Genomic DNA, 20,864 nt, shown 5'->3' on the forward strand with positions numbered 1-20,864 from the left:
GAAAGCCTGTCATTCAATGGTTGAGGATCTTGGCCAAAAACTGCTGGGCTCGGGGTGATTCGGGGTGGTCAAAGAAAGCGTCCTTGGCACGGTCTTCCACGACCTTGCCAGCGTCCATGAAGACGACGCGGTTGGCGACCTTGCGCGCAAAGCCCATCTCGTGGGTCACGCACATCATGGTCATGCCTTCGTGTGCCAGTTCAACCATCACGTCCAGCACTTCGCCCACCATCTCGGGGTCGAGGGCCGAGGTCGGTTCGTCGAACAGCATCACGATGGGGTCCATGCTCAAGGCGCGGGCAATGGCCACGCGCTGCTGCTGGCCGCCAGACAGTTGGCCGGGCGACTTGGCCGCGTGCGCCTTCAGGCCGACGCGATCGAGCAGCTTCATGCCCTTGTCCACGGCATCGTCCTTGCCGCGGCCCAGCACCTTGGTCTGCGCCAGCGTGAGGTTGTCGATGATGCTCAGGTGCGGGAACAGCTCGAAGTGCTGGAACACCATGCCCACGCGGCTGCGCAGCTTGGACAGGTTGGTCTTCGGGTCCCCCACCGAGGTGCCATCGACGAGGATGCGGCCGGACTGGAATGGCTCCAGCCCGTTGACGCACTTGATGAGGGTGGACTTGCCCGACCCCGAAGGGCCGCACACCACCACCACTTCGCCCTTGGCCACGTTGGTGCTGCAGTCGGTCAGGACCTGGAAGGCACCGTAGTGCTTGGAGATGTTGTCGATCTGGATCATGGGAGATGGCTTTCGATGAAGTTGTCAGACCAGGTGCTTGTTCAGGCGTGGGCCATGCGGCGTTGCAGGTACTGCACCAGCCGCGACAGGCTGAAGCACAGCACGAAGTACACGGCGCCCGCGAAGAGCAGCAACTCGACCAGGCGCCCATCGCGGTCGCCCACCTTGTAGGCCGTGCCGAAGAAGTCGGCCAGCGAGGACACGTAGACCAGCGAGGTGTCCTGGAAGAGCACGATGGCCTGCGTCAGCAGCAGGGGCACCATGTTGCGCAAGGCCTGCGGCAGGATGACCAGGCGCATGGTCTGGCCATAGCTGAGGCCCAAGGCCGAGGCCGCGGCCATCTGCCCCTTGGACACGCTTTGGATGCCCGCACGGATGATCTCGGCGTAGTAAGCGGACTCGAACAGCGCGAAGCCCACCAGCGCCGATGTCATGCGCACATCGGTGCCTGGATCCAGCCTGAAGAAGCCGGTCAGCAACTGCGGCACCACCAGGAAGAACCACAGCAGCACCATCACCAGCGGCACGGCACGGAACAGGTTCACATAGCCGGCCGCGAACCAGCGCAGCGGGGCGGACGATGACAGGCGCATCATCGCCAGCACGGTCCCCCAGACCATGCCCACCACCAGCGCGGTGGCGGTGATTTCCAGCGACACCGCCAAGCCTTGCGCCAGAAATGGCAGGGCGTTGGGGATGGAAGACCAATCGAATTCGTAAGCCATGGTGCTGCCTTTCAGGAGCCGAGGTAGCCAGGCACTTTGACCTTGCGTTCCAGTTGGTGCATCAAGGCCATCACGATGATGTTGATGAGCACGTACATCAAGGTCACGGCGATGAAGGATTCATACGGCTGCGCGGTGTAGTCCACCAGTTGCCGGCCTTGCGCGGCCAGCTCCAGCAGGCCGATGGTCGAGCACACGGCCGAGTTCTTGAAGATGTTCAGGAACTCGGATGTGAGCGGCGGCACCACCAGCCTGAAGGCCATGGGCAGCAGCACATGGCGGTAGGTTTGCGGCAGGGTCAAACCCAAGGCCAGGCCGGCGCGGGTCTGGCCCACCGGCAGGCTCAGGATGCCCGAGCGCACCTGCTCGCTCACCCGCGCGCTGGTGAACAGGCCCAGGCAGATGAATGCCGCGCCGAACTGCTGCGCGCTGGGCGGCAACTGCTTGATCGCATTGCCCCAGGTCACGGGCAGCAACTCGGGCACGATGAAGTACCAGATGAACAACTGCACCAGCAGCGGGATGTTGCGCAGCAACTCGACGTACGCGGTGGCCAGCCGCGACAGCCACTTGACCGGAGACGTTCGAAGCACCCCCATCAATGAGCCCAGCACCAGGGCCAATACCCAGGCACTCAAGGACAAGGTGATGGTGACCTGCAGGCCGGACAGCATCCATTGCCAGTAGGTGCTGCCATCGCCCATGGCGGTCTCTTGTGAAAAAACCGCCCAGTTCCATTGGTAGGCCATGTCGACTCCGGTCAAGGGTGTGTGGTGGACAACAGCTTATTCAAAACGCGTGCCTGATGCCGAGCAACAGGGCACTCACGTCCCGGCCCAGAGACGTGGTCGGGCCCAGGCCCGTGGCCGCGGTCGTGGTGTAGGCCGTGCCGCTGCCATTGTTGATGTGGCTGAGGAAACCATACAGCTTGGTGCGCTTGCTCAAGGGGTGGGTATAGCCCAGGGTCCATTGCGTGGCGCTGCTGCCATCCACATCCTTGGCCTTGCCTGCGCCCACACCGGCACTGAAGGTGTCCTTGCCCACGGGCACCAGCACGCCAGCAAAGGCTTCCTGGCGATCCTGTGCGGGGTTGCCGCCCAGGTTGTAGACCTGCTGGTAGCCGCCCGTCAGTTTGAAGCTGCCGAAGTCGTAGCCTGCGGTCAGCAGGCCGAAGTACACATCCGGGGCGGTGTTGGTGGCGCGCTTGAACTGGCTCACGGCCGCTTCCAGCGTCAGGGCACCAGGCGCGTACTTCACGCTGCCCGCGTAGATGTTGCCGTTGCTGGTCGAGCCCGTGGTGGTTTCGCCCATGGCCACCATGGCGGTGCCGCTGAAGTCACCCCACTTGGGCGAGGTGTAGACCACCGAGTTGTTGGCCCGGCTGATGGTCGAGACCACGCCGCTTTCGGCCGCGCTGCCCGCGCCCGTGCCAAAGGGGTCGGCCGCGTCCAGGGTGTTGTACTGGGGCACGTATTGGCGGCCCAAGGTCAGCGCGCCATAGGTCGATGACGACAGCCCGACCCAGGCCTGGCGGCCGAAGGCCAGCCCGCCCTGCGCGTAAGAGCCCGTGTCGGCCAGGATGCCGGATTCGAGCGTGAAGATGGCCTTGTTGCCATTGCCCAGGTCTTCCGAACCCTTGAAGCCCAGGCGTGAGCTGCTGATGCCGCCCGACTGGACCGAGGTCTCCGTGCGGTCGCCTTTGCCGTACTGGACGTACATGTCCAGGATGCCGTAGAGGGTGACGGTCGATTGGGCCGAAGCGCTGAAGGCGGTGGTGCCCAGCAAGGCGGCCAGGGCCAGGACGCTGGTGGTGTGAAGCTGGTTTTTCATCTCAATATTCCATGAACATGCGTTGGATGTCCTTGCTGTCGGTGGTGCGGGTCAGCGCCAGCGAAGCCAGGATGCGGGCCTTCTGCGGATTCAGGTCGTGCGCGACCACCCAGTCGTACTGGTCGTCGGGCTGCTCGGCATTGCGCAGCACGAAGCCACCACCGACCACGCGAGCCGATCGGATGATCTGGATGCCCTTGGCGCGCAGTTCGCGCAGGGCGGGCACCACGGGGGCGGCCACCGAGCCATTGCCCGTGCCAGCGTGGATCAGCGCCTTGGCGCCCGCGGCCGCGAAGGCCCTGTAGGCGATGTCGTTCGCGCTGCCGTAGCCATAGGCGATCTCGACCTTGGGCAGCACCGGGATGCTGTCGATGTCGAATTCCGACTGCACCGTGTGGCGCTTGACCGGCGCGCGGAACCAGTAGGTCTTGCCTTCCACCACCATGCCCAGCGCGCCCCAGGGGCTCTTGAAGGCTTCGGTGCGGATGTTGATCGACTTGGCCACGTCGCGGCCCGAGTTGATCTCGTCGTTCATCACCACCAAGGCGCCCTTGCCAGCGCTGGTAGGCGAGGCCGCGGTGGCCACGGCGTTGTACAGGTTCAAGGCGCCATCGGCCGACAAGGCCGTGCCGGGCCGCATCGAGCCCACCACCACGATGGGCTTGTTGGTGTGCACCGTCAGCGTCAGGAAGTAGGCGGTCTCTTCCAGCGTGTCGGTGCCGTGCGTGATCACGATGCCATCGACATCGGCCTGCTTGGACAAGGCCGAGACGCGCTTGGCCAAGGTCACCAGGTGTTCATTGTTGAGGCTTTCCGAAGCGATCTGGAAGACCTGCTCGCCACGCACATCGGCCAGGGTCGACAGCTCGGGCACGCTGGCCAGCAGCTTGTCGACCGGCACCTTGGCGGCCTGGTAGGTGGCGCTGTTGGCGGCCGAGGCCCCCGCGCCGGCGATGGTGCCGCCCGTGGCCAGGATCACCACCTGGGCCTTCTTCACGGCTTGCGCCTGCGCCAGGGGGGTGAAGCCAAGGGCCAGGGCGGTGCCCAGGGCCGACAGCCATCGGATGAAGGATCGGTGGTTCATTGACGTTTCTCCAGGTTGATGAGGCAATGCAGCGGCCCAGACCGTGCCCTCGAAGGGCGCGGCTTCAGCTCAGTTCCGGTACAGCGGAATCGGTGGCGCGTGGCGCGCTCAGTCCATCGTCTTGTCGTTGGGCGCCTTGAACAGCGCGGCATTCGTCTCGGACAAAGGCCAGTTCAGGTTCAGGCCCTTGGGCGGGATGGGCTGCTGGAACCACTTGGCGTAGATCTTGGCAGCCTCGCCCGAGGTCATGGCCTTGGTCAGGGCGCCATCGACCAGCTTCTCGAAGACCGGGTCGCCCTTGCGCATCATGCAGCCGTAGGGCTCGAAGGACATGGGCTTGCCCACCACCACCCAGTCGTCCGGCTTCTTGGCCTTGGCCTTCTCGCCATACAGCAGGGCATCGTCCAGCATGAAGGCGGCCGCGCGGCCGGTTTCCAGCGTCAGGAAGGATTCGCCATGGTCCTTGGCCGAGATGATGCTCATGCCCGATTTGGACTCTTCGTTGAACTTGCGCAGCAGGCGCTCGGAGGTGGTGCCGGCGGTGACGACCACGTTCTTGCCCTTCAGGTCGGCGAAGTCCTTGATGCCCGAATCCTTGCGTGTCATCAGGCGCGTGCCCACGATGAAGATCGTGGTCGAGAAATCGACCTGTTTGGCGCGTTCCTTGTTGTTGGTGGTCGAGCCGCATTCCAGGTCCACCGTGCCGTTGAGCACCAGGGGGATGCGGTTCTGCGAGGTCACCGGCACCAGCTTGATGGCCAGCGATGGTTTCTTCAACTCGGCCTTGATGGCGTCCACCACCTTGAGCATCAGCTCATGCGAGTAACCCACCACCTGCTGCTTGTCGTCGTAATAAGAAAAGGGGATCGACGACTCGCGGTGCCCCAGGCCGATGGTGCCGTTGTCCGCGATCTTCTTCAGGGTGGGCGAAGACTGCGCCATCGCGGTCATGGCCACCGAGGCCAGACACAGGTTCAAGACCGTGGCGCGAAGAAGCTTGTTCGTCATGGTGGGAGCCCTTGTTGGTTGGTGATGGCGCCATCGTGAGGCAGGCGCCTTCGTCAGGAAAGTACTTTCTGTGATCGCAGATCGCGTGCCAACAACATCCGAACGGGCCGTTTCAGCCAAGTGCTTGAATTTAAAGTGAAAAAAATCACACATTGGCGGCAGGGGTACGGATTTCCGGATTCGGCGCCCCCGACTTGTCCGTCCGGCCGAACGGAGCGCGCCGTGGGGCCATTGACCCGACTCGGTGGCATCATGGCGGGCCGAAAACAGCTCGTTTTCCCTGCCCAGAACCTGACCCATGCCCCCACGTCCCCGTTTGCCCGCCGGCCACCAGCCCCTTGACCAGATCCTGTTCGCCCAGGGCTTCGGCGCCCGCCGCGAGTGCGAAGGCCTGATCCTCAATGACCTGGTCAGCGTGCAGGGCCAGTTGGTGAACGATCCGGACGCGGCCTTCCCGGAAGACCGGCTGGAGATGGTGGTCGACGGCCAGCCCTGGGTCACGCACGTCAAGGCGCTGGTGATGCTGAACAAGCCGGCCGGCTATGAATGTTCGCTCAAGCCTGGCGCCTGGCCCGGCGTGCACAACCTGCTGGCCTTGCCGTTGCGCCGCCGCGGCCTGCAGCCCGTGGGGCGCCTGGACCAGGACACCACTGGCCTGCTGCTGATGACGGACGATGGGGCGCTGTTGCACAAGCTGACCTCGCCCAAGCACAACGTGCCCAAGGTGTATGAGGTCACGCTCAAGCACCCCATGACCGACCAGCAGGTGCAATCATTGATGTCGGGTGTGGTGCTGGACGACGACCCGACGCCCGTGCTGGCGGAACACGCCGAGATGGTGTCCGAACTGCACCTGCGTCTGTCGCTCACCCAGGGCAAGTACCACCAGGTCAAGCGCATGGTGGCCGCCGTGGGCAACCGGGTCGAGGCCCTGCACCGCAGCCAGATCGGCCAGTTGACCATCCCCGACGACCTGGCGCCTGGTCAATGGCGCTGGATCGAAGACCCGGCCGTTGTCTTGCCCTGACGACGCGGGATAATCAAGCGCTTATGCAAGTCTTTCGCGGATTCCACCATGCGGCCCTGGCGCCGGCCTGTGCCCTGACCATCGGCAACTTCGATGGCGTGCACCGGGGCCACCAGGCCATGCTGGCCCTGCTGCGCAACGAGGCCCAGCACCGCGGCCTGCCCAGCGCGGTGATGACTTTCGAGCCGCACCCCCGCGATTTTTTTGCCGCCCAGGCCGGCAAGCCCGAACTGGCGCCCGCCCGCATCGCCACCCTGCGCGACAAGCTGTCCGAGCTGCAGCGCTGCGGCATCGACCAGGTCGTGGTGCTGCCCTTCGACCGCCGCCTGGCCAGCCTCACGCCCGATGAATTCATCGACCAGGTACTGGTGAATGGCTTGCACGCGCGGTATGTGCTGGTCGGCGATGACTTCCGTTTCGGCGCCAAGCGGGCCGGCGATTACGATTTCCTGGACACCGCCGGCAGCCAGCGCGGTTTTGACGTGGCCCGCATGCTCAGCTACGAAGTCCATGGCACGCGCGTCTCCAGCTCGGTCGTGCGCGAGGCGCTGGAGGCGGGTGACATGACGAAGGCCGCTGCCCTGCTGGGCCGTCCCTACAGCATCAGCGGCCACGTCATCCACGGCCAGAAACTGGGCCGCAACCTGGGTTGCCGGACGATGAACGTGCGCTTCGGCCACCAGAAACCGGCCACCAAAGGCATTTTCGTCGTGCGCACGCACGGCCTGGGCGCGCAGCCGCTGGACGGCGTGGCCAGCCTGGGCGTGCGCCCCACGGTGGAAGACGCCGGCCGTGTGCTGCTCGAGGTCCATTGCTTCGATTGGCCCTCCAATCTGGGCCTTGAAGGCGGCTACGGTAAAATCGTCCGGGTGGAACTGCTGCACAAACTCCGAGACGAAGCCCGCTATGACGGGCTGGAGGCCTTGCAGGCGGCCATTCAGCAGGACATTTCCGACGCCAAGGCCTTTTTCCAGGCCCAGGGCCGCCAGACCACCCGCGACCGAATTTGACGCGGGCTGACCGATCCGCCGGCCTTGCGCCAGCGGACAGCCCGCACTCCGTCGCCCCAGCACACGCCGAGTCGGTCGGCGATGCCCCCCAGATGCCCACAGGTCCACCACACGGACCGAGATCGACATGAGCCAAGACGACAAAAGCCAAGCCGGCAGCGCCTACCGCGCCACGCTGAACATGCCCGACACCCCCTTCCCGATGCGAGGCGACCTCCCCAAGCGCGAGCCGGGCTGGGCCAAACAGTGGGAAGACCAGGGCATCTACAAGAAGCTGCGCGACGCCCGTTGCGGCGCGCCCAAGTTCGTGCTGCACGACGGCCCGCCCTACGCCAATGGCCAGATCCACATGGGCCACGCCGTCAACAAGATCCTGAAGGACATGATCGTGAAGGCGCGCCAGCTCAAGGGCATGGACGCCATGTACGTGCCCGGCTGGGATTGCCATGGCCTGCCCATCGAGAACCAGATCGAGAAGACCTTCGGCCGCAACCTGAGCCGCGACGACGTGCAGGCCAAGGCGCGCGCCTATGCAGGCGAGCAGGTCGACCTGCAGCGCACCGATTTCAAGCGCCTGGGCGTGCTGGCCGACTGGGACCATCCCTACCGCACGATGGACTTCGGCAACGAGGCCGGTGAAATCCGCGCGCTCAAGAAGCTGATCGAGCGTGGGTTTGTTTACCGTGGTTTGAAGCCGGTGTACTGGTGCTTCGACTGCGGCTCGTCGCTGGCCGAGTTCGAGATCGAATACGCCGACAAGAAGTCTCAGACGCTGGACGTGCAGTTCCTGAGTGCCGAGCCCGAGAAGCTGGCCGCTGCCTTTGGCCTGCCTTCGCTGAACGGCAAGGACGCCTTCGCCGTCATCTGGACGACCACCGCCTGGACCATCCCCGCCAACCAGGCGCTGAACGTGCACCCCGAACTGAGCTACGCCCTGGTCGACACGCCGCGCGGCCTGCTGATCCTGGCCGAATCGCTGGTCGAAAAAGCCTCGACCCGCTTCGGCTTCGAGCCGGACCAAGTCAAGGTGATCGCCACCACCACGGGCGCCAAGCTTGAGAACCTCAAGTTCAAGCACCCGCTGGCCCACGTGGACCAGGGCTACGACCGCGAAGCCCCGATCTACCTGGCCGACTACGTCAGCGCCGAAGACGGCACCGGCATCGTGCACGCCGCGCCCGCCTATGGCGTGGACGACTTCCAGTCCTGCCTGGCCCACGGCCTGTCTTTCGACGACATCCTGAATCCCGTGCAGGGCCACGGCGTGTATGAGGCCGAGCTGCCCCTGTTCGGCGGCCAGCACATCTGGAAGGCCGCGCCCGTCATCATCGAGACGCTGCGCGAACATGGCCGCCTGCTGGCCTCCAGCGAGATCACCCACAGCTACCCGCACTGCTGGCGCCACAAGAAGCCGGTGATCTTCCGCGCCGCCGCGCAGTGGTTCGTGCGCATGGACGAAGGCGAGGGCGTGTTCACCACCCACAAGGCCGACAAGACCCTGCGCCAGATCGCGCTGGACGCCATCGACCAAACCGCCTTCTACCCCGAGAACGGCCGCGTGCGTCTGCGCGACATGATCGCCAACCGGCCCGACTGGTGCATCAGCCGCCAGCGCAACTGGGGCGTGCCGCTGCCTTTCTTCCTGCACAAGGTGACGGGCGAATTGCACCCGGACACCATGGCCTTCATCGACCGGGCGGTGGAGCTGGTGCAAGCCGGCGGCGTCGAAGCCTGGTCCAAGCTGGACCCGGCCGAATGGCTGGGGGCCGACGCTGAAAACTACAGCAAGAGCACCGACATCCTCGACGTCTGGTTCGACTCGGGCTCGTCCTTCTTCCACGTGCTGAACCCCGAGTTCGGCAGCCACCCCAACGCCGGCCACGCCCAAGGCCCCGAAGCCGACCTGTACCTCGAAGGCCATGACCAGCACCGCGGCTGGTTCCACAGCTCGCTGCTGGTGGCCAGTGCCCTGTACGGCCGCGCGCCTTACAAGGGCCTGCTGACCCACGGCTTCACGGTGGACAGCCAAGGCCGCAAGATGAGCAAGTCGCTGGGCAACGGCGTTGATCCTCAAGAGACCAGCAAGAAGCTGGGCGCCGAGATCATCCGCTTGTGGGTCGCGTCGAGCGACTACTCTGGCGACATCGCGGGCGACGAGAAGATCCTGGCCCGCGTGGTCGACGGCTACCGCCGCATCCGCAACACCCTGCGCTTCCTGCTGGCCAACACGTCTGACTTCGATTTTGCCAGGGATGCCGTGCCCGCCAGCGATCTGCTGGAGATCGACCGTTACGCCCTGGCGCGCGCCGCCGAATTGCAGGCCGACATCCTGTCCCACTACGAGCGCTACGAGTTCCACCCCGTGGTCGGCAAGCTGCAGGTGTATTGCTCCGAAGACCTCGGCGCCTTCTACCTCGACGTGCTGAAGGACCGCCTCTACACCACGGGTGCCAAAAGCCTGGCCCGCCGCAGCGCGCAAACGGCGCTGTACCAGATCACGCAAGCCATGCTGCGCTGGATGGCGCCCTTCCTCAGCTTCACCGCCGAAGAAGCCTGGCAAGTGCTCAAGCAAGGCGAGACCATCTTCACCGAAACCTATTGGGACTTCGGCGAAACGGATGCCGCGCTGCTGCCCAAGTGGGCGCGCGTCAAGGAAATCCGCGAGCAGGTCAACAAGGACATCGAAGCCGTGCGCACGCAGGGCCAGGTCGGTGCCTCTCTGCAGGCCGAGGTCACGGTGACCGCTGGCCCGGCCGACCACGCTTTGCTGACCTCGCTGGGCGAAGACCTGAAGTTCGTGCTGATCACGTCCAAGGCCAATCTGGCCACGGGCGATGCGCTGACCGTGCAGGTCACGCCTTCGACGCAGACCAAGTGCGAGCGTTGCTGGCACTACCGCGACGACGTCGGCAGCGATCCGCAGTACGCGACCCTGTGTGGCCGCTGCGTCAGCAACCTGTTCGGCGAGGGTGAAACTCGCCAGGTGGCTTGACCATGGCGACGCGCAAATCAAGCGGCGGCTCGGGCCTCTGGCCCTGGCTGGGCATCGCCCTCGTCATCTTCTTGGTGGACCAGTTCACCAAGACCTTGATCGTCGGCTTCTTTCAGCATGGCGACAGCCGCCACGTCACGGGCTTTTTCAACATCGTGCGGGCGCATAACACGGGCGCGGCCTTTTCCTTCCTGGCCGGTGCGGGCGGGTGGCAGCGCTGGTTCTTCGTCGGGCTGGGCGCGCTGGCGGCGGGCTTCATCGTCTACATGCTGCGCCAACACGGGCACCAGAAACTGTTCGCCTGGGCCTTGACGCTGATCCTGGCGGGCGCGGTGGGCAATGTGGTCGACCGCCTCATCCACGGCTATGTGGTCGACTTCCTGGACTTCCATTGGTCCTGGATGTCGCCGCTGTTCCCCGGCGGCCATTTCCCGGCCTTCAACGTGGCCGACTGCGGCATCACCATCGGTGCGGGCCTGTTGATCCTGGATGAATTGCGCCGGGTGCGCAAAAGCTGAACGGCCCCTGAGGGTCATGCGCCGCCGTCGTCAAGCCTGATCGCGCTCTGATCTAATGACGGGCTACCCCTTGGTGGTCCGCCTTGAAACTCGATGCCCGCACCCTGCTGCTTTTGACTTTGCCACCCATGATGTGGGCGGGCAATGCCGTGGTTGGCCGGCTGCTGGTCGGGCTCATGCCCCCTGTCCAGATGAACGCTGTGCGCTGGTCCCTGGTGGCCGTGCTGCTGGCGCCCATGGCCTGGCGGGTTTGGCGCAGGCCAGGCGAAGTGTGGGCCCGCTGGCCTTACCTGGCCGTGATCGGCGCCCTGGGTGTGGGCACCTACAACTCATTGCAGTACCTGGCGCTGCAAACCTCCACACCCTTGAATGTCACGCTCATTGGCGCCAGCATCCCGGTGTGGATGATGGTGGTGGGCGCGGTGTGTTTTGGCCAGCCCGTTAGCCGCCGTCAGTGGGGCGGCGCGGCCTTGTCCACGGTTGGGGTGCTACTGGTCATCGCGCAAGGGCAATGGCGCACCTTGCTGCAGGTGCAATTGGTGCCTGGCGATTTGTTGATGTTGCTGGCCAGCCTGGCCTGGGCCTTCTACAGCTGGTTGCTGGCCAAACCACCGCAGTCCATGAGGGGTGACCGAAGGCCAGCCTGGGATTGGGCAGAGTTCCTGTGGCTGCAGATCTTGTTCGGGCTGGTGTGGGCGGTGTTGTGCAGCGGCCTGGAATGGGCCGCTCCAATGGGGACTCAAGCTACACCGGTGCCCTCGGCCATCGGTGCGATCAATGCCTGGCCGCCACTGCTGAGGCTGGCCGTGGGCCTGGTGTTCGTGGCCTTGGGCCCCTCAATCGTGGCTTACCGCTGCTGGGGTTTGGGCGTGCAGGCCGTGGGCCCGACCCTGGCGGCTTTCTTCATCAACCTCACCCCGATCTTCGCGGCCGTGTGGGCGGCGATCCTGCTGGGGCAACTCCCTCGCTGGTACCACCCCTGTGCTCTGCTGCTCATCGTGGCGGGCATCGCGCTGTCATCCTCCAAACGCGGCACGCAAACTCAATGAGTGCGTCGGCCGGGCGGCGGGCCACCCCGGCGCTTGGGCGGGAAGGGCGGTTGCCCACGCCAGTAGCGGATCATCAACCACCCCCCGAGCATGCCGCCCAGGTGGGCAAAGTGGGCCACCCCGGCTTGTGTGCCCGTCACGCCCAGGATCAATTCAAGCCCGCCGAAAATCGCCACGAAGATCTTGGCTTTCATGGGGATGGGGGGGATCAACGGCACGATGATGCGGTTGGGGAACATCATTCCGAAAGCCAGCAGCAAGCCGAACAGGCCGCCCGAGATGCCCACCGTGGGGTTCATCGAGCCATTCAGTTGCGACATCAGCAATTGCGTCAAAGCCGCCGTGAAGATGCTGGCCAGCATGAACTGGCTGTAGCGCTTGGGTCCCCAGACTCGCTCCAGTTCGGCACCGAACATCCAGATGCCCATCATGTTGAAGAACAGGTGCGTCAGCGAACCATGCATGAAGCCATAGGTCACCAACTGCCAGGGGTAGAACTGGGTTGACTCCAGGGGCCACAAGGCCAGCCAGTAAGACAAAACATGTCCGAGGGCTTCGTCTATGCAAAACAGGGCAACGTTGATGAGCAACAGCGCCTGGGTGATCGGTGGCAATGGAGGCATGCGGTCACGAAAGGTGGGGGCTGAACAGATCCGCATCATAGAGCCCCTTGAACAACCTCGTTCGCCGCGATTGATCGTGGCTGAAGCTTCAATTTCGGGCTTGTGTCGGCAATCGGTCACAGCATGCTGGCACGTAACTCGCTATGGTTTGAACCAGGCACCGCACATCGACGGCGCCATCACCGCTGGAGACCACGACCATGTCCGCCCACATCGTGCTCACGTCGCACCCCACCCGCCACGGCGGCGGGCCCGGCAGCCCCACCGCAGTCCATTGGGGGGCGCCGACTGCGGCGGAGCGAGGGCCCTTGGTGGCCAGTGTGGGCAGCCCGGCACAGCGCAATGTCATCGGCACCCATTCCGGCGCGTATTCCGTTTACCGCGCCTTGGCCGTGGCCTCGGGTGCCTTGCAGCGCGACCACAAGCCCGATTTCACCAACACGGCGCCGGTCGAAACCATCGGGCCGCACCCACAGTGGGCGGATCCGCAAAAAATCGTCTCGCTGGATCCTTGGGGCCACATGGTCTCGGTGGCCTTCGCCGAGCAGATCTCGGCCGGCATGGACGTGCGGCCCACCATCGCCATCACCAAGGCCCACATCAACATGCCCGAGTTGGTGGCCTCGATCTCGGCCGGGAGGCTCAAGCCCGATGGCGACATCCTGGCAGCCAATGGGGATGTGAAAGTCACCAAGGCGGCCATCGACCCGGTCTGGCACTTGCCCGGCCTGGCCGAGCGCTTCGGCATCAAGGAAAGCGCCTTGCGACGCAACCTGTTTGAGCAGACCGCCGGCATGTTCCCTGAACTGGTCACGCGGCCTGATCTCAAGGTCTTCCTGCCACCCATCGGCGGCATGACGCTGTACTTCTTCGGTGATGTGGCCAAGCTGGGCCAGTCGTCCACCAAGGTGGCCTGCCGGGTTCACGATGAATGCAATGGCTCTGACGTGTTTGGCTCCGACATCTGCACCTGTCGGCCTTACCTTGCCCATGGCATCGAGGTGTGCATCGAGATGGCGCAGCAAGGCGGCGTCGGCCTGGTCATCTACAACCGCAAGGAAGGTCGGGCCCTGGGCGAGGTCACCAAGTTCCTGGTCTACAACGCGCGCAAGCGCCAGGTGGGCGGCGACCGCGCCGAGACCTACTTCGCGCGCACCGAGTGCGTGGCCGGCGTGCAGGACATGCGCTTCCAGCAACTGATGCCCGACGTGTTCCATTGGTTGGGCATCAAGCGCATCGACCGCTGGGCCTCGATGAGCGACATGAAGCATGGCGCCCTGGTCGAGCAAGGCATCGAGGTGATCGAGCGCGTGCCCATCCCCGAAGAGCTGATCCCCGCCGATGCGCAAGTCGAGATGGACGCCAAGAAAGCCGCCGGCTATTTCTCGCACTACACCCCGGATGCGACCGAACTGGCCCTGCCCAAGGGGCGCGGGTTGATGGAATGACCGTCATGAACATGCACGCACCAGTTCGCAGGGCAGGGCAGGGTGGCACCTCACCTTTGCCCACGCCCGAATCATTGTTGACCGCGCAAGCGGTTCGGCGCAGCGCCTCAGCCTTGATGGCAGCCGCCCAAGCCGGGCAGTCCGCCCATTTCACATGGCACCCCGAGCGCATGGCCGTGGCCGCTGCCTACGTGGCCGGTGTGATCCGCGAGCGCTACCCGGATTTGCAGGTGCCGTACCACAGCCGATGGCGCCACTTCGAGGCCGGCGGCCTGGACCGCTGGGCCATGGTCGCCCACCAGCACGGCCTGGACGGCCACACGGCGCGCCTGGAGCGTGCCAGGGCCAGGGTCGACCTGGTCGTCATCAGCGTCTTGCTGGATGCCGGTGCCGGTGCCGCCTGGAGCTATGCCGACATGGAGACGGGGCAGACCTTGACCCGATCCGAAGGCCTGGGCGTGGCCAGTTTGCGTTGGTGGGCCAAGGGCGCCTTGTCCAGCAATCCGCTGCACCCGACCCGGTCCGATGCCCAGGCCTTGGCCCAGGTGGACGCGCAGGCGGTGGGGCGCGCCTTGCAGGTTCGCGCCGACAACCCCCTGGTCGGCCTGGAAGGCCGAGCCGATTTGCTGCACCGGCTCTCGCTGGCACTGGAGCAGCACCCCGATGTCTATGGCCGCCCTGATGCGCCGGGCCTGCTGCGTCCGGGCCATTTGGTCGACACTTTTTTTCGCCATGCACCCACCGGCAAGATCAAGGCGGCGGCCGTGCTGGCCGTGTTGCTCAACACCCTGGGTGACATCTGGTCCGGGCGCCACCAACTCGCGGGCGTCAATCTGGGCGACTGCTGGCATCACCCGCAAGCCCCGGACGGTTGGGTGCCTTTCCACAAGCTCAGCCAGTGGTTGACCTACTCCTTGCTGGAGCCCCTGGAAGACGCCGGCCTGACCATCACCGACCTGGACGAGCTGACCGGCCTGCCCGAATACCGCAATGGCGGCTTGCTGCTCGATCTTGGCGTTTTGCAGGCCCGCGACCGGTCCTTCCACACCCAGCGCTGGACGGTGGATGCCGAGCCCATCGTGGAATGGCGGGCCCTGACCGTGGCCGTGCTCGATCACCTGGCCGAAGCGGTGCGTGGCGAGCTGGGCCTGAGCATGGAGCAATTTCCCCTGGCCCGCGTGCTGGAAGGCGGCACCTGGGCGGCTGGGCGCAAAATCGCCCAAGCCAAGCGCCCGGGCGGCGTGCCACCAGTGCACATCGAAAGCGACGGCACCGTTTTTTAAGGACGAGACATGGCCCACGATTTCCCCAACCTCATGGTCATCGACCACCCCCTGGTGCAGCACAAGCTCACCTGGCTGCGCAACAAGGACACCAACACCGAGAGCTTTCGCAGCCTCCTGCGCGAAGTCAGCCAGATGCTGGCCTACGAGGCCACGCGTGATCTGCCCACCGAGCTGCAAGCCACCCCCACCCCGATCACCACGTTTGATTCCCCGGTGATCAGTGGCAAAAAGCTGTGCCTGGTCTCCATCCTGCGGGCTGGTAACGGCATGGTTGATGGCCTGTTGTCCTTGCTGCCGCTGGCCCGTGTTGGCCACATTGGCCTGTACCGTGATCCTGGCACACTGGAGCCGGTCGAGTACTACTTCAAGGTGCCCAATGACATCGCCGAGCGCCAGGTCATCGTCGTCGATCCCATGCTGGCCACCGGCAACTCGGCCGTCGCGGCCATCGATCGCATCAAGGAATGCGGCTGCGCCAGCATCAAGCTGCTGTGCCTGCTGACCGCGCCAGAGGGCGTGGCCAACATGCTCAAACACCACCCTGATGTGCCCATCATCACCGCCTCGCTGGACAGCCACCTCAACGACCACGGCTACATCGTGCCTGGCCTGGGCGACGCAGGGGATCGGATCTTTGGCACCGTCTGATGCTGGACCTCATCCTTCGACATTGCACCCTGCCTGATGGCCAGTCAGACCAGGACATCGGCATCCTCGGTGGGCGGATCGTCGCCGTGCAGCCGGCCCTGTCCACACCCGCCGCGCAAGAGATCAACGTGGCCGGGCAACTCGTCAGCCCACCTTTCGTCGATGCCCATTTCCACATGGACTCGACCCTCAGCTATGGGCAGCCCCGCATCAATCAATCGGGCACCTTGCTGGAAGGCATCGCGCTGTGGGGCGAACTCAAACCGACACTGACGCAAGACGCTTTGGTGGACCGCGCCATGGCCTATTGCGATTGGGCTGTGGCCAAGGGCCTGCTCGCCATCCGTTCCCACGTTGATGTGTGCGACCCCAAGCTGCTGGCGGTGGAGGCCTTGCTGCACGTGCGCGAACGCGTCAAACCCTACCTGGACCTGCAATTGGTGGCCTTCCCGCAAGATGGCGTCTTGCGCGGCCACAACGCCCTGGTCCAGTTGAAGCGCGCCCTGGACATGGGCGTGGACGTGGTCGGTGGCATTCCCCACTTTGAGCGCACCATGCAAGACGGCGCCGAGTCCGTCCGCATCCTCTGCGAGCTCGCCGCCGAACGCGGCCTGCGCGTCGACATGCATTGCGACGAAACCGATGACCCAATGTCCCGCCACATCGAAACCCTGGCCTATCACGCGCAACGCCTGGGCATGCAGGGCAGGGTGGCTGGCTCGCACCTCACCTCCATGCACAGCATGGACAACTACTACGTCAGCAAGCTGTTGCCCCTGATCAAGGAAGCCGGCGTGGCGGCCATCGCCAACCCCCTCATCAACATCACCCTGCAAGGCCGGCACGACACCTACCCCAAACGCCGAGGCATGACGCGCGTGCCCGAGTTGCTCGCCCAAGGCATCGACGTCGCCTTTGGGCACGATTGCGTGATGGACCCCTGGTACGGCATGGGCAGCGGCGACATGCTGGAAGTGGCGCACATGGGCTTGCACGTGGCGCAGATGACCAGCCAGGCCGCCATGCGCCAATGCTTCGCGGCCGTCACCACCACGCCGGCCAAAATCCTGGGCCTGACAGGCTACGGGCTGGACGTGGGTTGCAATGCCGACCTGCTCGTTCTGCAAGCCCGCAATCCAGTGGAAGCCATCCGCTTGCGCGCCACCCGTTTGCACGTCATTCGACAGGGCCGGATCGTGGCCCAGACACCCCCCAGCGTGGCCGCCTTGACCCTGCCTGGTCGCCCGGGAAGCGTCGACTTTCTGTGCTAAACTCCTACCCCTCACATCAGCGCCCTGGTGGTGAAATTGGTAGACGCGCCGGATTCAAAATCCGGTCCCGAAAGGGGTGCCGGTTCGATTCCGGCCCGGGGCACCACACAATCAAAACCCGCATGCTTGACCAAGCGTGGCGGGTTTTTTGTTGCCTTTTGGTAGTTAAGACGAATTAGCAGGGGGACGGCCATGAGCCGCTTGAAAATTGGGATTGGTTTGCTGCTTTGGCTGGCTGCATCAGCCTGGGCCAATTCGGAAGTCGGCCCAGGTCCTTCGAGCCATGAGTTGGCTGAAAATCCAGAACTCACGTCCTTGCAGTTACAGGCTGAACGTGGCGATGCCAATGCGCAGTCCGCATTGGCTCTCAAATACATTTTGGGCACGGATGTTCAGAAAGACGATCGCTTGGCGGCTTCATGGCTTCGCAAGGCGGCGGAGCAGGGGCTCGTGGATGCACAGCGAAACCTGGGTGCCATGTATCTTGCAGGTCAAGGTGTTCAGCAGGATGATCAGCAAGCATTTTTCTGGGTTCGGCGGGCCGCAGATCAAGGCAATGCCATTGCACAACACGACATTGGCGTGTTTTACCGCGATGGCAAAGGCGTACCCAAGGACGATGAGCAGGCGGTCATCTGGTTTCGCAAAAGTGCCGAGCAGGGGCTGGCGAATGCGCAAGACAATCTGGGGGTCAGCTACGCGACAGGGCGGGGTGTTCCACGGGATGACCGTCTGGCTTATGCGCTGTATCTGCAAGCAGCCAACCAGGGGCTTGCCAACGCGCAGCGCAATTTAGGCGGGCTGTACTTGTCGGGACAGGGGGTTCCACAAAATTCTGAATCCGCCCTGTTTTGGATTCGCAAGGCAGCGGCGCAGGGGCTTGCCGATGCGCAAGACATGCTGGGGACCATGTTGCTCACGGGGCAAAGCGGCATTGCCATTGATGAACCGCAAGCCCTCTATTGGCTTCGCCTGGCGGCCGATCAGGGGCTTGCCAGTGCGCGAACCAATCTGGCACTCGCCTATGCGATAGGCCGTGGCGTGCCACAAGATCATCAAAAGGCCTATTTCTGGCTTCTCTTGCCTGTGAAAACCGGCGCTGATCCCAGGGTTGTCCCATTTCGGGCTCACTTGGAGTCTTTTCTGAGCAGTGATCAGCGCGCTGCCGCACAAGCCGAAGCCGACAACTGGCAGCCGCCCGCACACTGACTGCGACCACAAGGCCGAGTCCGCACAGCGACTATCCCGCGCCTGCGACAATGCAGGTTCAATGCACACCGCTGACCCTGTTTGACACGATGAACTACCCCACGCTCGAAGACGTCATTGGCAAAACGCCCTTGGTGCGCCTGCAACGCATTCCCGGCGCCGAGAACGACGCACGCGGCAACGTCATCCTGGCCAAGCTGGAAGGCAACAACCCCGCTGGCTCTGTCAAGGATCGTCCCGCCATCAGCATGATCCGCCGCGCCGAAGAGCGCGGCCAGATCAAACCTGGCGACACGCTCATCGAGGCCACCTCGGGTAATACCGGCATTGCCCTGGCCATGGCTGCCGCCATCCGCGGCTACCGCATGGTGTTGATCATGCCGGAAGACCTCAGCGTCGAGCGCGCCCAGACCATGAAGGCCTTCGGCGCCGAACTCATCCTCACGCCCAAAAGCGGCGGCATGGAATACGCCCGCGACCTGGCCGACCAGATGGTGCGCGACGGCAAAGGCTTGGTGCTCGACCAGTTCGCCAACGAAGACAACCCGCGCATCCACTACGAAACCACCGGCCCCGAAATCTGGGCCGACACGCAAGGCCAAGTCACCCACTTCGTCAGCGCCATGGGGACCACCGGCACGATCACCGGCGTTTCGCACTTCCTCAAGGAAAAGAACCCGGCCGTGCGCATCGTCGGTGCCCAGCCCAGCGAAGGCTCGCGCATCCCAGGCATCCGCAAATGGCCCGAGGCCTACCTGCCCAAGATTTTCGACCCCACCCGCGTGGACGAAACCGTCAATGTGAGCCAATCTGATGCCGAAGACATGGCCCGCCGCCTGGCCCGCGAAGAAGGTTTGTTTGGCGGCATCTCGGCGGCCGGCGCCTGCTGGGTGGCCTTGCAACTGGCCCAAGCGGTGAGCAACGCCACCATCGTGTTCGTGGTTTGTGACCGCGGGGACCGGTATCTGTCCACGGGCGTGTTCCCTGCCTGAAGCCCGAGTGTCTAGAATCACCCACATCACGAGGACCATTCATGGACATCAACAAGGAACTTGACGCCCGAGGCCTGACCTGCCCGTTGCCCATCCTCAAGGCCAAAAAGGCCTTGTCGGACATGCACAGTGGCGAGGTGCTGAAGGTCTGGGCCACCGACCCCGGTTCGGTGCGTGACTTCCAGGCCTTTGCCCGCCAGACCGGCAACGACCTGGTTGATCAACAGACCAAGCGCAACGGCGACCAAGAGGAATACACCCACTTCCTGCGCCGGCGCTGAATCCGGCGCTAAAGCAGCAACTCAGGCCCCGATGGTGGATTCAGGCCCAGGTGCCTGAACGCCGAGGCCGTGGCCATGCGCCCCCGTGGCGTGCGCTGCAAAAAACCCTGCTGAATCAGGTAAGGCTCGATCACATCCTCGATCGTCTCGCGCTCTTCGCCAATGGCCGCCGCCAGGTTGTCCAGGCCCACTGGCCCGCCATCAAAGCGGTGAATGATCGCCTCCAGCAGCTTGCGGTCCATCACGTCCAGGCCCAAAGGGTCTACATCCAGCATGGCCAAGGCCAGGTCGGCCATCTGGCGAGTGATGCGGCCATCGCCTTTCACCTCAGCATAGTCACGCACTCGTCGCAGCAGGCGGTTGGCAATGCGCGGCGTGCCACGCGACCGGCGTGCCAGTTCCAGCGCCCCCTGCTCGTCAATGGGCGCATTCAACAACTTGGCCGAGCGCGTCACGATGCGCTGCAACTCTTCGGCGGTGTAAAACTCCAGCCGCGCCACGATCCCGAAGCGATCGCGCAGCGGATTGGTCAGCATGCCGGCACGCGTCGTGGCCCCCACCAGCGTGAAGGGCTGCAGGTCCAGCTTGATCGAGCGCGCCGCCGGCCCGTCGCCGATCATGATGTCGATCTGATAGTCCTCCAGCGCGGGGTACAGGATTTCCTCGACCACGGGGCTCAGGCGGTGGATTTCATCAATGAACAGCACGTCGTGCCGTTCCAGATTGGTCAGGATCGCGGCCAGATCCTTCGGCTTTTCCAGCACGGGCCCCGAGGTCTGGCGCAGGTTCACGCCCAGCTCGGTGGCGATGATGTGGCTGAGCGTGGTCTTGCCCAAGCCTGGGGGGCCGAACAGCAGCACGTGGTCAAGCGCTTCACCCCGCTTGCGTGCCGCCCCAATGAAGATCTCGAGTTGCTCGCGTGCCTTGGTCTGGCCCACGTACTCGTGCAGATCCTTGGGCCTCAATGCCCGTTCCAGAGCGTCCTCATGCGGGGAAGTCACCCCTGCAGCGACCACCCGCGGGGCATCGAACGCAGGGATCGTGGCAGCCTTGGGCCGCGCCGAACTTCCAAAGTCATCGGTTTGAATGCTCATGGGCGTCGATTATCCGGCTTCTTGGTG

20 protein-coding genes and 1 tRNA gene are annotated in these 20,864 nt (G+C 64.3%); 13 read left to right on the plus strand and 8 right to left on the minus strand.

All coding sequences use genetic code 11. From position 1 onward, the window contains the following. Nucleotides 1-13: 13 nt before the first annotated feature. From LQ232_RS18605 to LQ232_RS18630, 6 genes are all read right to left on the minus strand, one after another. Nucleotides 14-742, minus strand: a complete 729-nt coding sequence (locus LQ232_RS18605) for an amino acid ABC transporter ATP-binding protein (protein ID WP_230181888.1) — start codon at nucleotides 740-742, stop codon at nucleotides 14-16. 41 nt (nucleotides 743-783) lie between these two features. Then, nucleotides 784-1,467, minus strand: coding sequence for a glutamate/aspartate ABC transporter permease GltK (gene gltK / locus LQ232_RS18610; protein WP_230181889.1), 684 nt, complete (start codon nucleotides 1,465-1,467; stop codon nucleotides 784-786). Between the two features lie 11 nt (nucleotides 1,468-1,478). Next, entirely contained in the window at nucleotides 1,479-2,216 is a 738-nt protein-coding gene (locus LQ232_RS18615) for an amino acid ABC transporter permease (RefSeq protein ID WP_230181890.1), read from the minus strand. Between the two features lie 40 nt (nucleotides 2,217-2,256). After that, nucleotides 2,257-3,297: a porin gene (locus LQ232_RS18620; protein WP_230181891.1), complete on the minus strand. Its 1,041-nt coding sequence runs from the start codon at nucleotides 3,295-3,297 to the stop codon at nucleotides 2,257-2,259. A gap of 1 nt (nucleotide 3,298) precedes the next feature. Then, on the minus strand, nucleotides 3,299-4,381 hold the full coding sequence (locus LQ232_RS18625; protein ID WP_230181892.1) for a type II asparaginase: 1,083 nt from the start codon (nucleotides 4,379-4,381) through the stop codon (nucleotides 3,299-3,301). A gap of 108 nt (nucleotides 4,382-4,489) precedes the next feature. Then, nucleotides 4,490-5,389, minus strand: a complete 900-nt coding sequence (locus tag LQ232_RS18630) for a glutamate/aspartate ABC transporter substrate-binding protein (protein ID WP_256450104.1) — start codon at nucleotides 5,387-5,389, stop codon at nucleotides 4,490-4,492. A gap of 298 nt (nucleotides 5,390-5,687) precedes the next feature. Here LQ232_RS18630 and LQ232_RS18635 point away from each other — a divergent pair, with 298 nt between their 5' ends. From LQ232_RS18635 to LQ232_RS18655, 5 genes are all read left to right on the plus strand, one after another. Then, a complete protein-coding gene (locus LQ232_RS18635) occupies nucleotides 5,688-6,416 on the plus strand; it encodes a pseudouridine synthase (protein WP_230181893.1) in 729 nt (242 codons plus the stop codon). Nucleotides 6,417-6,439: 23 nt separating this feature from the next. Then, on the plus strand, nucleotides 6,440-7,426 hold the full coding sequence (locus LQ232_RS18640; protein WP_230181894.1) for a bifunctional riboflavin kinase/FAD synthetase: 987 nt from the start codon (nucleotides 6,440-6,442) through the stop codon (nucleotides 7,424-7,426). Between the two features lie 127 nt (nucleotides 7,427-7,553). After that, complete coding sequence (gene ileS / locus LQ232_RS18645) at nucleotides 7,554-10,418, plus strand: isoleucine--tRNA ligase (RefSeq protein WP_230181895.1); 2,865 nt, start codon at nucleotides 7,554-7,556, stop codon at nucleotides 10,416-10,418. 2 nt (nucleotides 10,419-10,420) lie between these two features. Beyond that, nucleotides 10,421-10,936 (plus strand): signal peptidase II, encoded by a 516-nt coding sequence (gene lspA, locus LQ232_RS18650; RefSeq protein WP_230181896.1) that lies wholly within the window; start codon nucleotides 10,421-10,423, stop codon nucleotides 10,934-10,936. An 83-nt stretch (nucleotides 10,937-11,019) separates the two neighbouring features. Next, the gene (locus tag LQ232_RS18655) at nucleotides 11,020-11,985 is read left to right on the plus strand and encodes a DMT family transporter (protein WP_256450105.1); all 966 of its coding nucleotides are present in this window, start codon (nucleotides 11,020-11,022) and stop codon (nucleotides 11,983-11,985) included. On the opposite strand, the gene LQ232_RS18660 is transcribed toward LQ232_RS18655, so the two are convergent. Further along, a complete protein-coding gene (locus LQ232_RS18660) occupies nucleotides 11,979-12,608 on the minus strand; it encodes a rhomboid family intramembrane serine protease (RefSeq protein WP_230181897.1) in 630 nt (209 codons plus the stop codon). The genes LQ232_RS18655 and LQ232_RS18660 overlap by 7 nt on opposite strands. Nucleotides 12,609-12,808: 200 nt before the next feature. Here LQ232_RS18660 and LQ232_RS18665 point away from each other — a divergent pair, with 200 nt between their 5' ends. The 8 genes from LQ232_RS18665 (at nucleotide 12,809) to LQ232_RS18700 (ending at nucleotide 19,743) form a co-directional block, all read left to right on the plus strand. Further along, nucleotides 12,809-14,056, plus strand: coding sequence for a GTP cyclohydrolase II (locus LQ232_RS18665; RefSeq protein ID WP_230181898.1), 1,248 nt, complete (start codon nucleotides 12,809-12,811; stop codon nucleotides 14,054-14,056). A gap of 5 nt (nucleotides 14,057-14,061) precedes the next feature. Then, complete coding sequence (locus tag LQ232_RS18670; RefSeq protein WP_230181899.1) at nucleotides 14,062-15,339, plus strand: DUF1688 family protein; 1,278 nt, start codon at nucleotides 14,062-14,064, stop codon at nucleotides 15,337-15,339. A gap of 9 nt (nucleotides 15,340-15,348) precedes the next feature. Continuing rightward, the gene (gene upp, locus LQ232_RS18675; protein ID WP_230181900.1) at nucleotides 15,349-15,990 is read left to right on the plus strand and encodes a uracil phosphoribosyltransferase; all 642 of its coding nucleotides are present in this window, start codon (nucleotides 15,349-15,351) and stop codon (nucleotides 15,988-15,990) included. Next, nucleotides 15,990-17,261, plus strand: coding sequence for an amidohydrolase family protein (locus LQ232_RS18680; RefSeq protein ID WP_230181901.1), 1,272 nt, complete (start codon nucleotides 15,990-15,992; stop codon nucleotides 17,259-17,261). The genes upp and LQ232_RS18680 overlap by 1 nt, the downstream gene beginning before the upstream one ends. A gap of 21 nt (nucleotides 17,262-17,282) precedes the next feature. Next, nucleotides 17,283-17,367 (plus strand) — tRNA-Leu (locus LQ232_RS18685). An 86-nt stretch (nucleotides 17,368-17,453) separates the two neighbouring features. Continuing rightward, the gene (locus LQ232_RS18690; RefSeq protein ID WP_230181902.1) at nucleotides 17,454-18,470 is read left to right on the plus strand and encodes a tetratricopeptide repeat protein; all 1,017 of its coding nucleotides are present in this window, start codon (nucleotides 17,454-17,456) and stop codon (nucleotides 18,468-18,470) included. Between the two features lie 89 nt (nucleotides 18,471-18,559). Continuing rightward, nucleotides 18,560-19,462, plus strand: a complete 903-nt coding sequence (gene cysM, locus LQ232_RS18695; protein WP_230181903.1) for a cysteine synthase CysM — start codon at nucleotides 18,560-18,562, stop codon at nucleotides 19,460-19,462. Nucleotides 19,463-19,503: 41 nt separating this feature from the next. Continuing rightward, nucleotides 19,504-19,743 (plus strand): sulfurtransferase TusA family protein, encoded by a 240-nt coding sequence (locus LQ232_RS18700; protein ID WP_230181904.1) that lies wholly within the window; start codon nucleotides 19,504-19,506, stop codon nucleotides 19,741-19,743. A gap of 8 nt (nucleotides 19,744-19,751) precedes the next feature. Here LQ232_RS18700 and ruvB read toward each other — a convergent pair whose 3' ends face one another. After that, nucleotides 19,752-20,837: a Holliday junction branch migration DNA helicase RuvB gene (gene ruvB / locus LQ232_RS18705; RefSeq protein ID WP_230181905.1), complete on the minus strand. Its 1,086-nt coding sequence runs from the start codon at nucleotides 20,835-20,837 to the stop codon at nucleotides 19,752-19,754. Nucleotides 20,838-20,864 lie beyond the last annotated feature (27 nt).

The sequence above is a fragment of the Aquabacterium sp. CECT 9606 genome, assembly GCF_918741295.1.
Taxonomy (GTDB): domain Bacteria; phylum Pseudomonadota; class Gammaproteobacteria; order Burkholderiales; family Burkholderiaceae_C; genus Aquabacterium.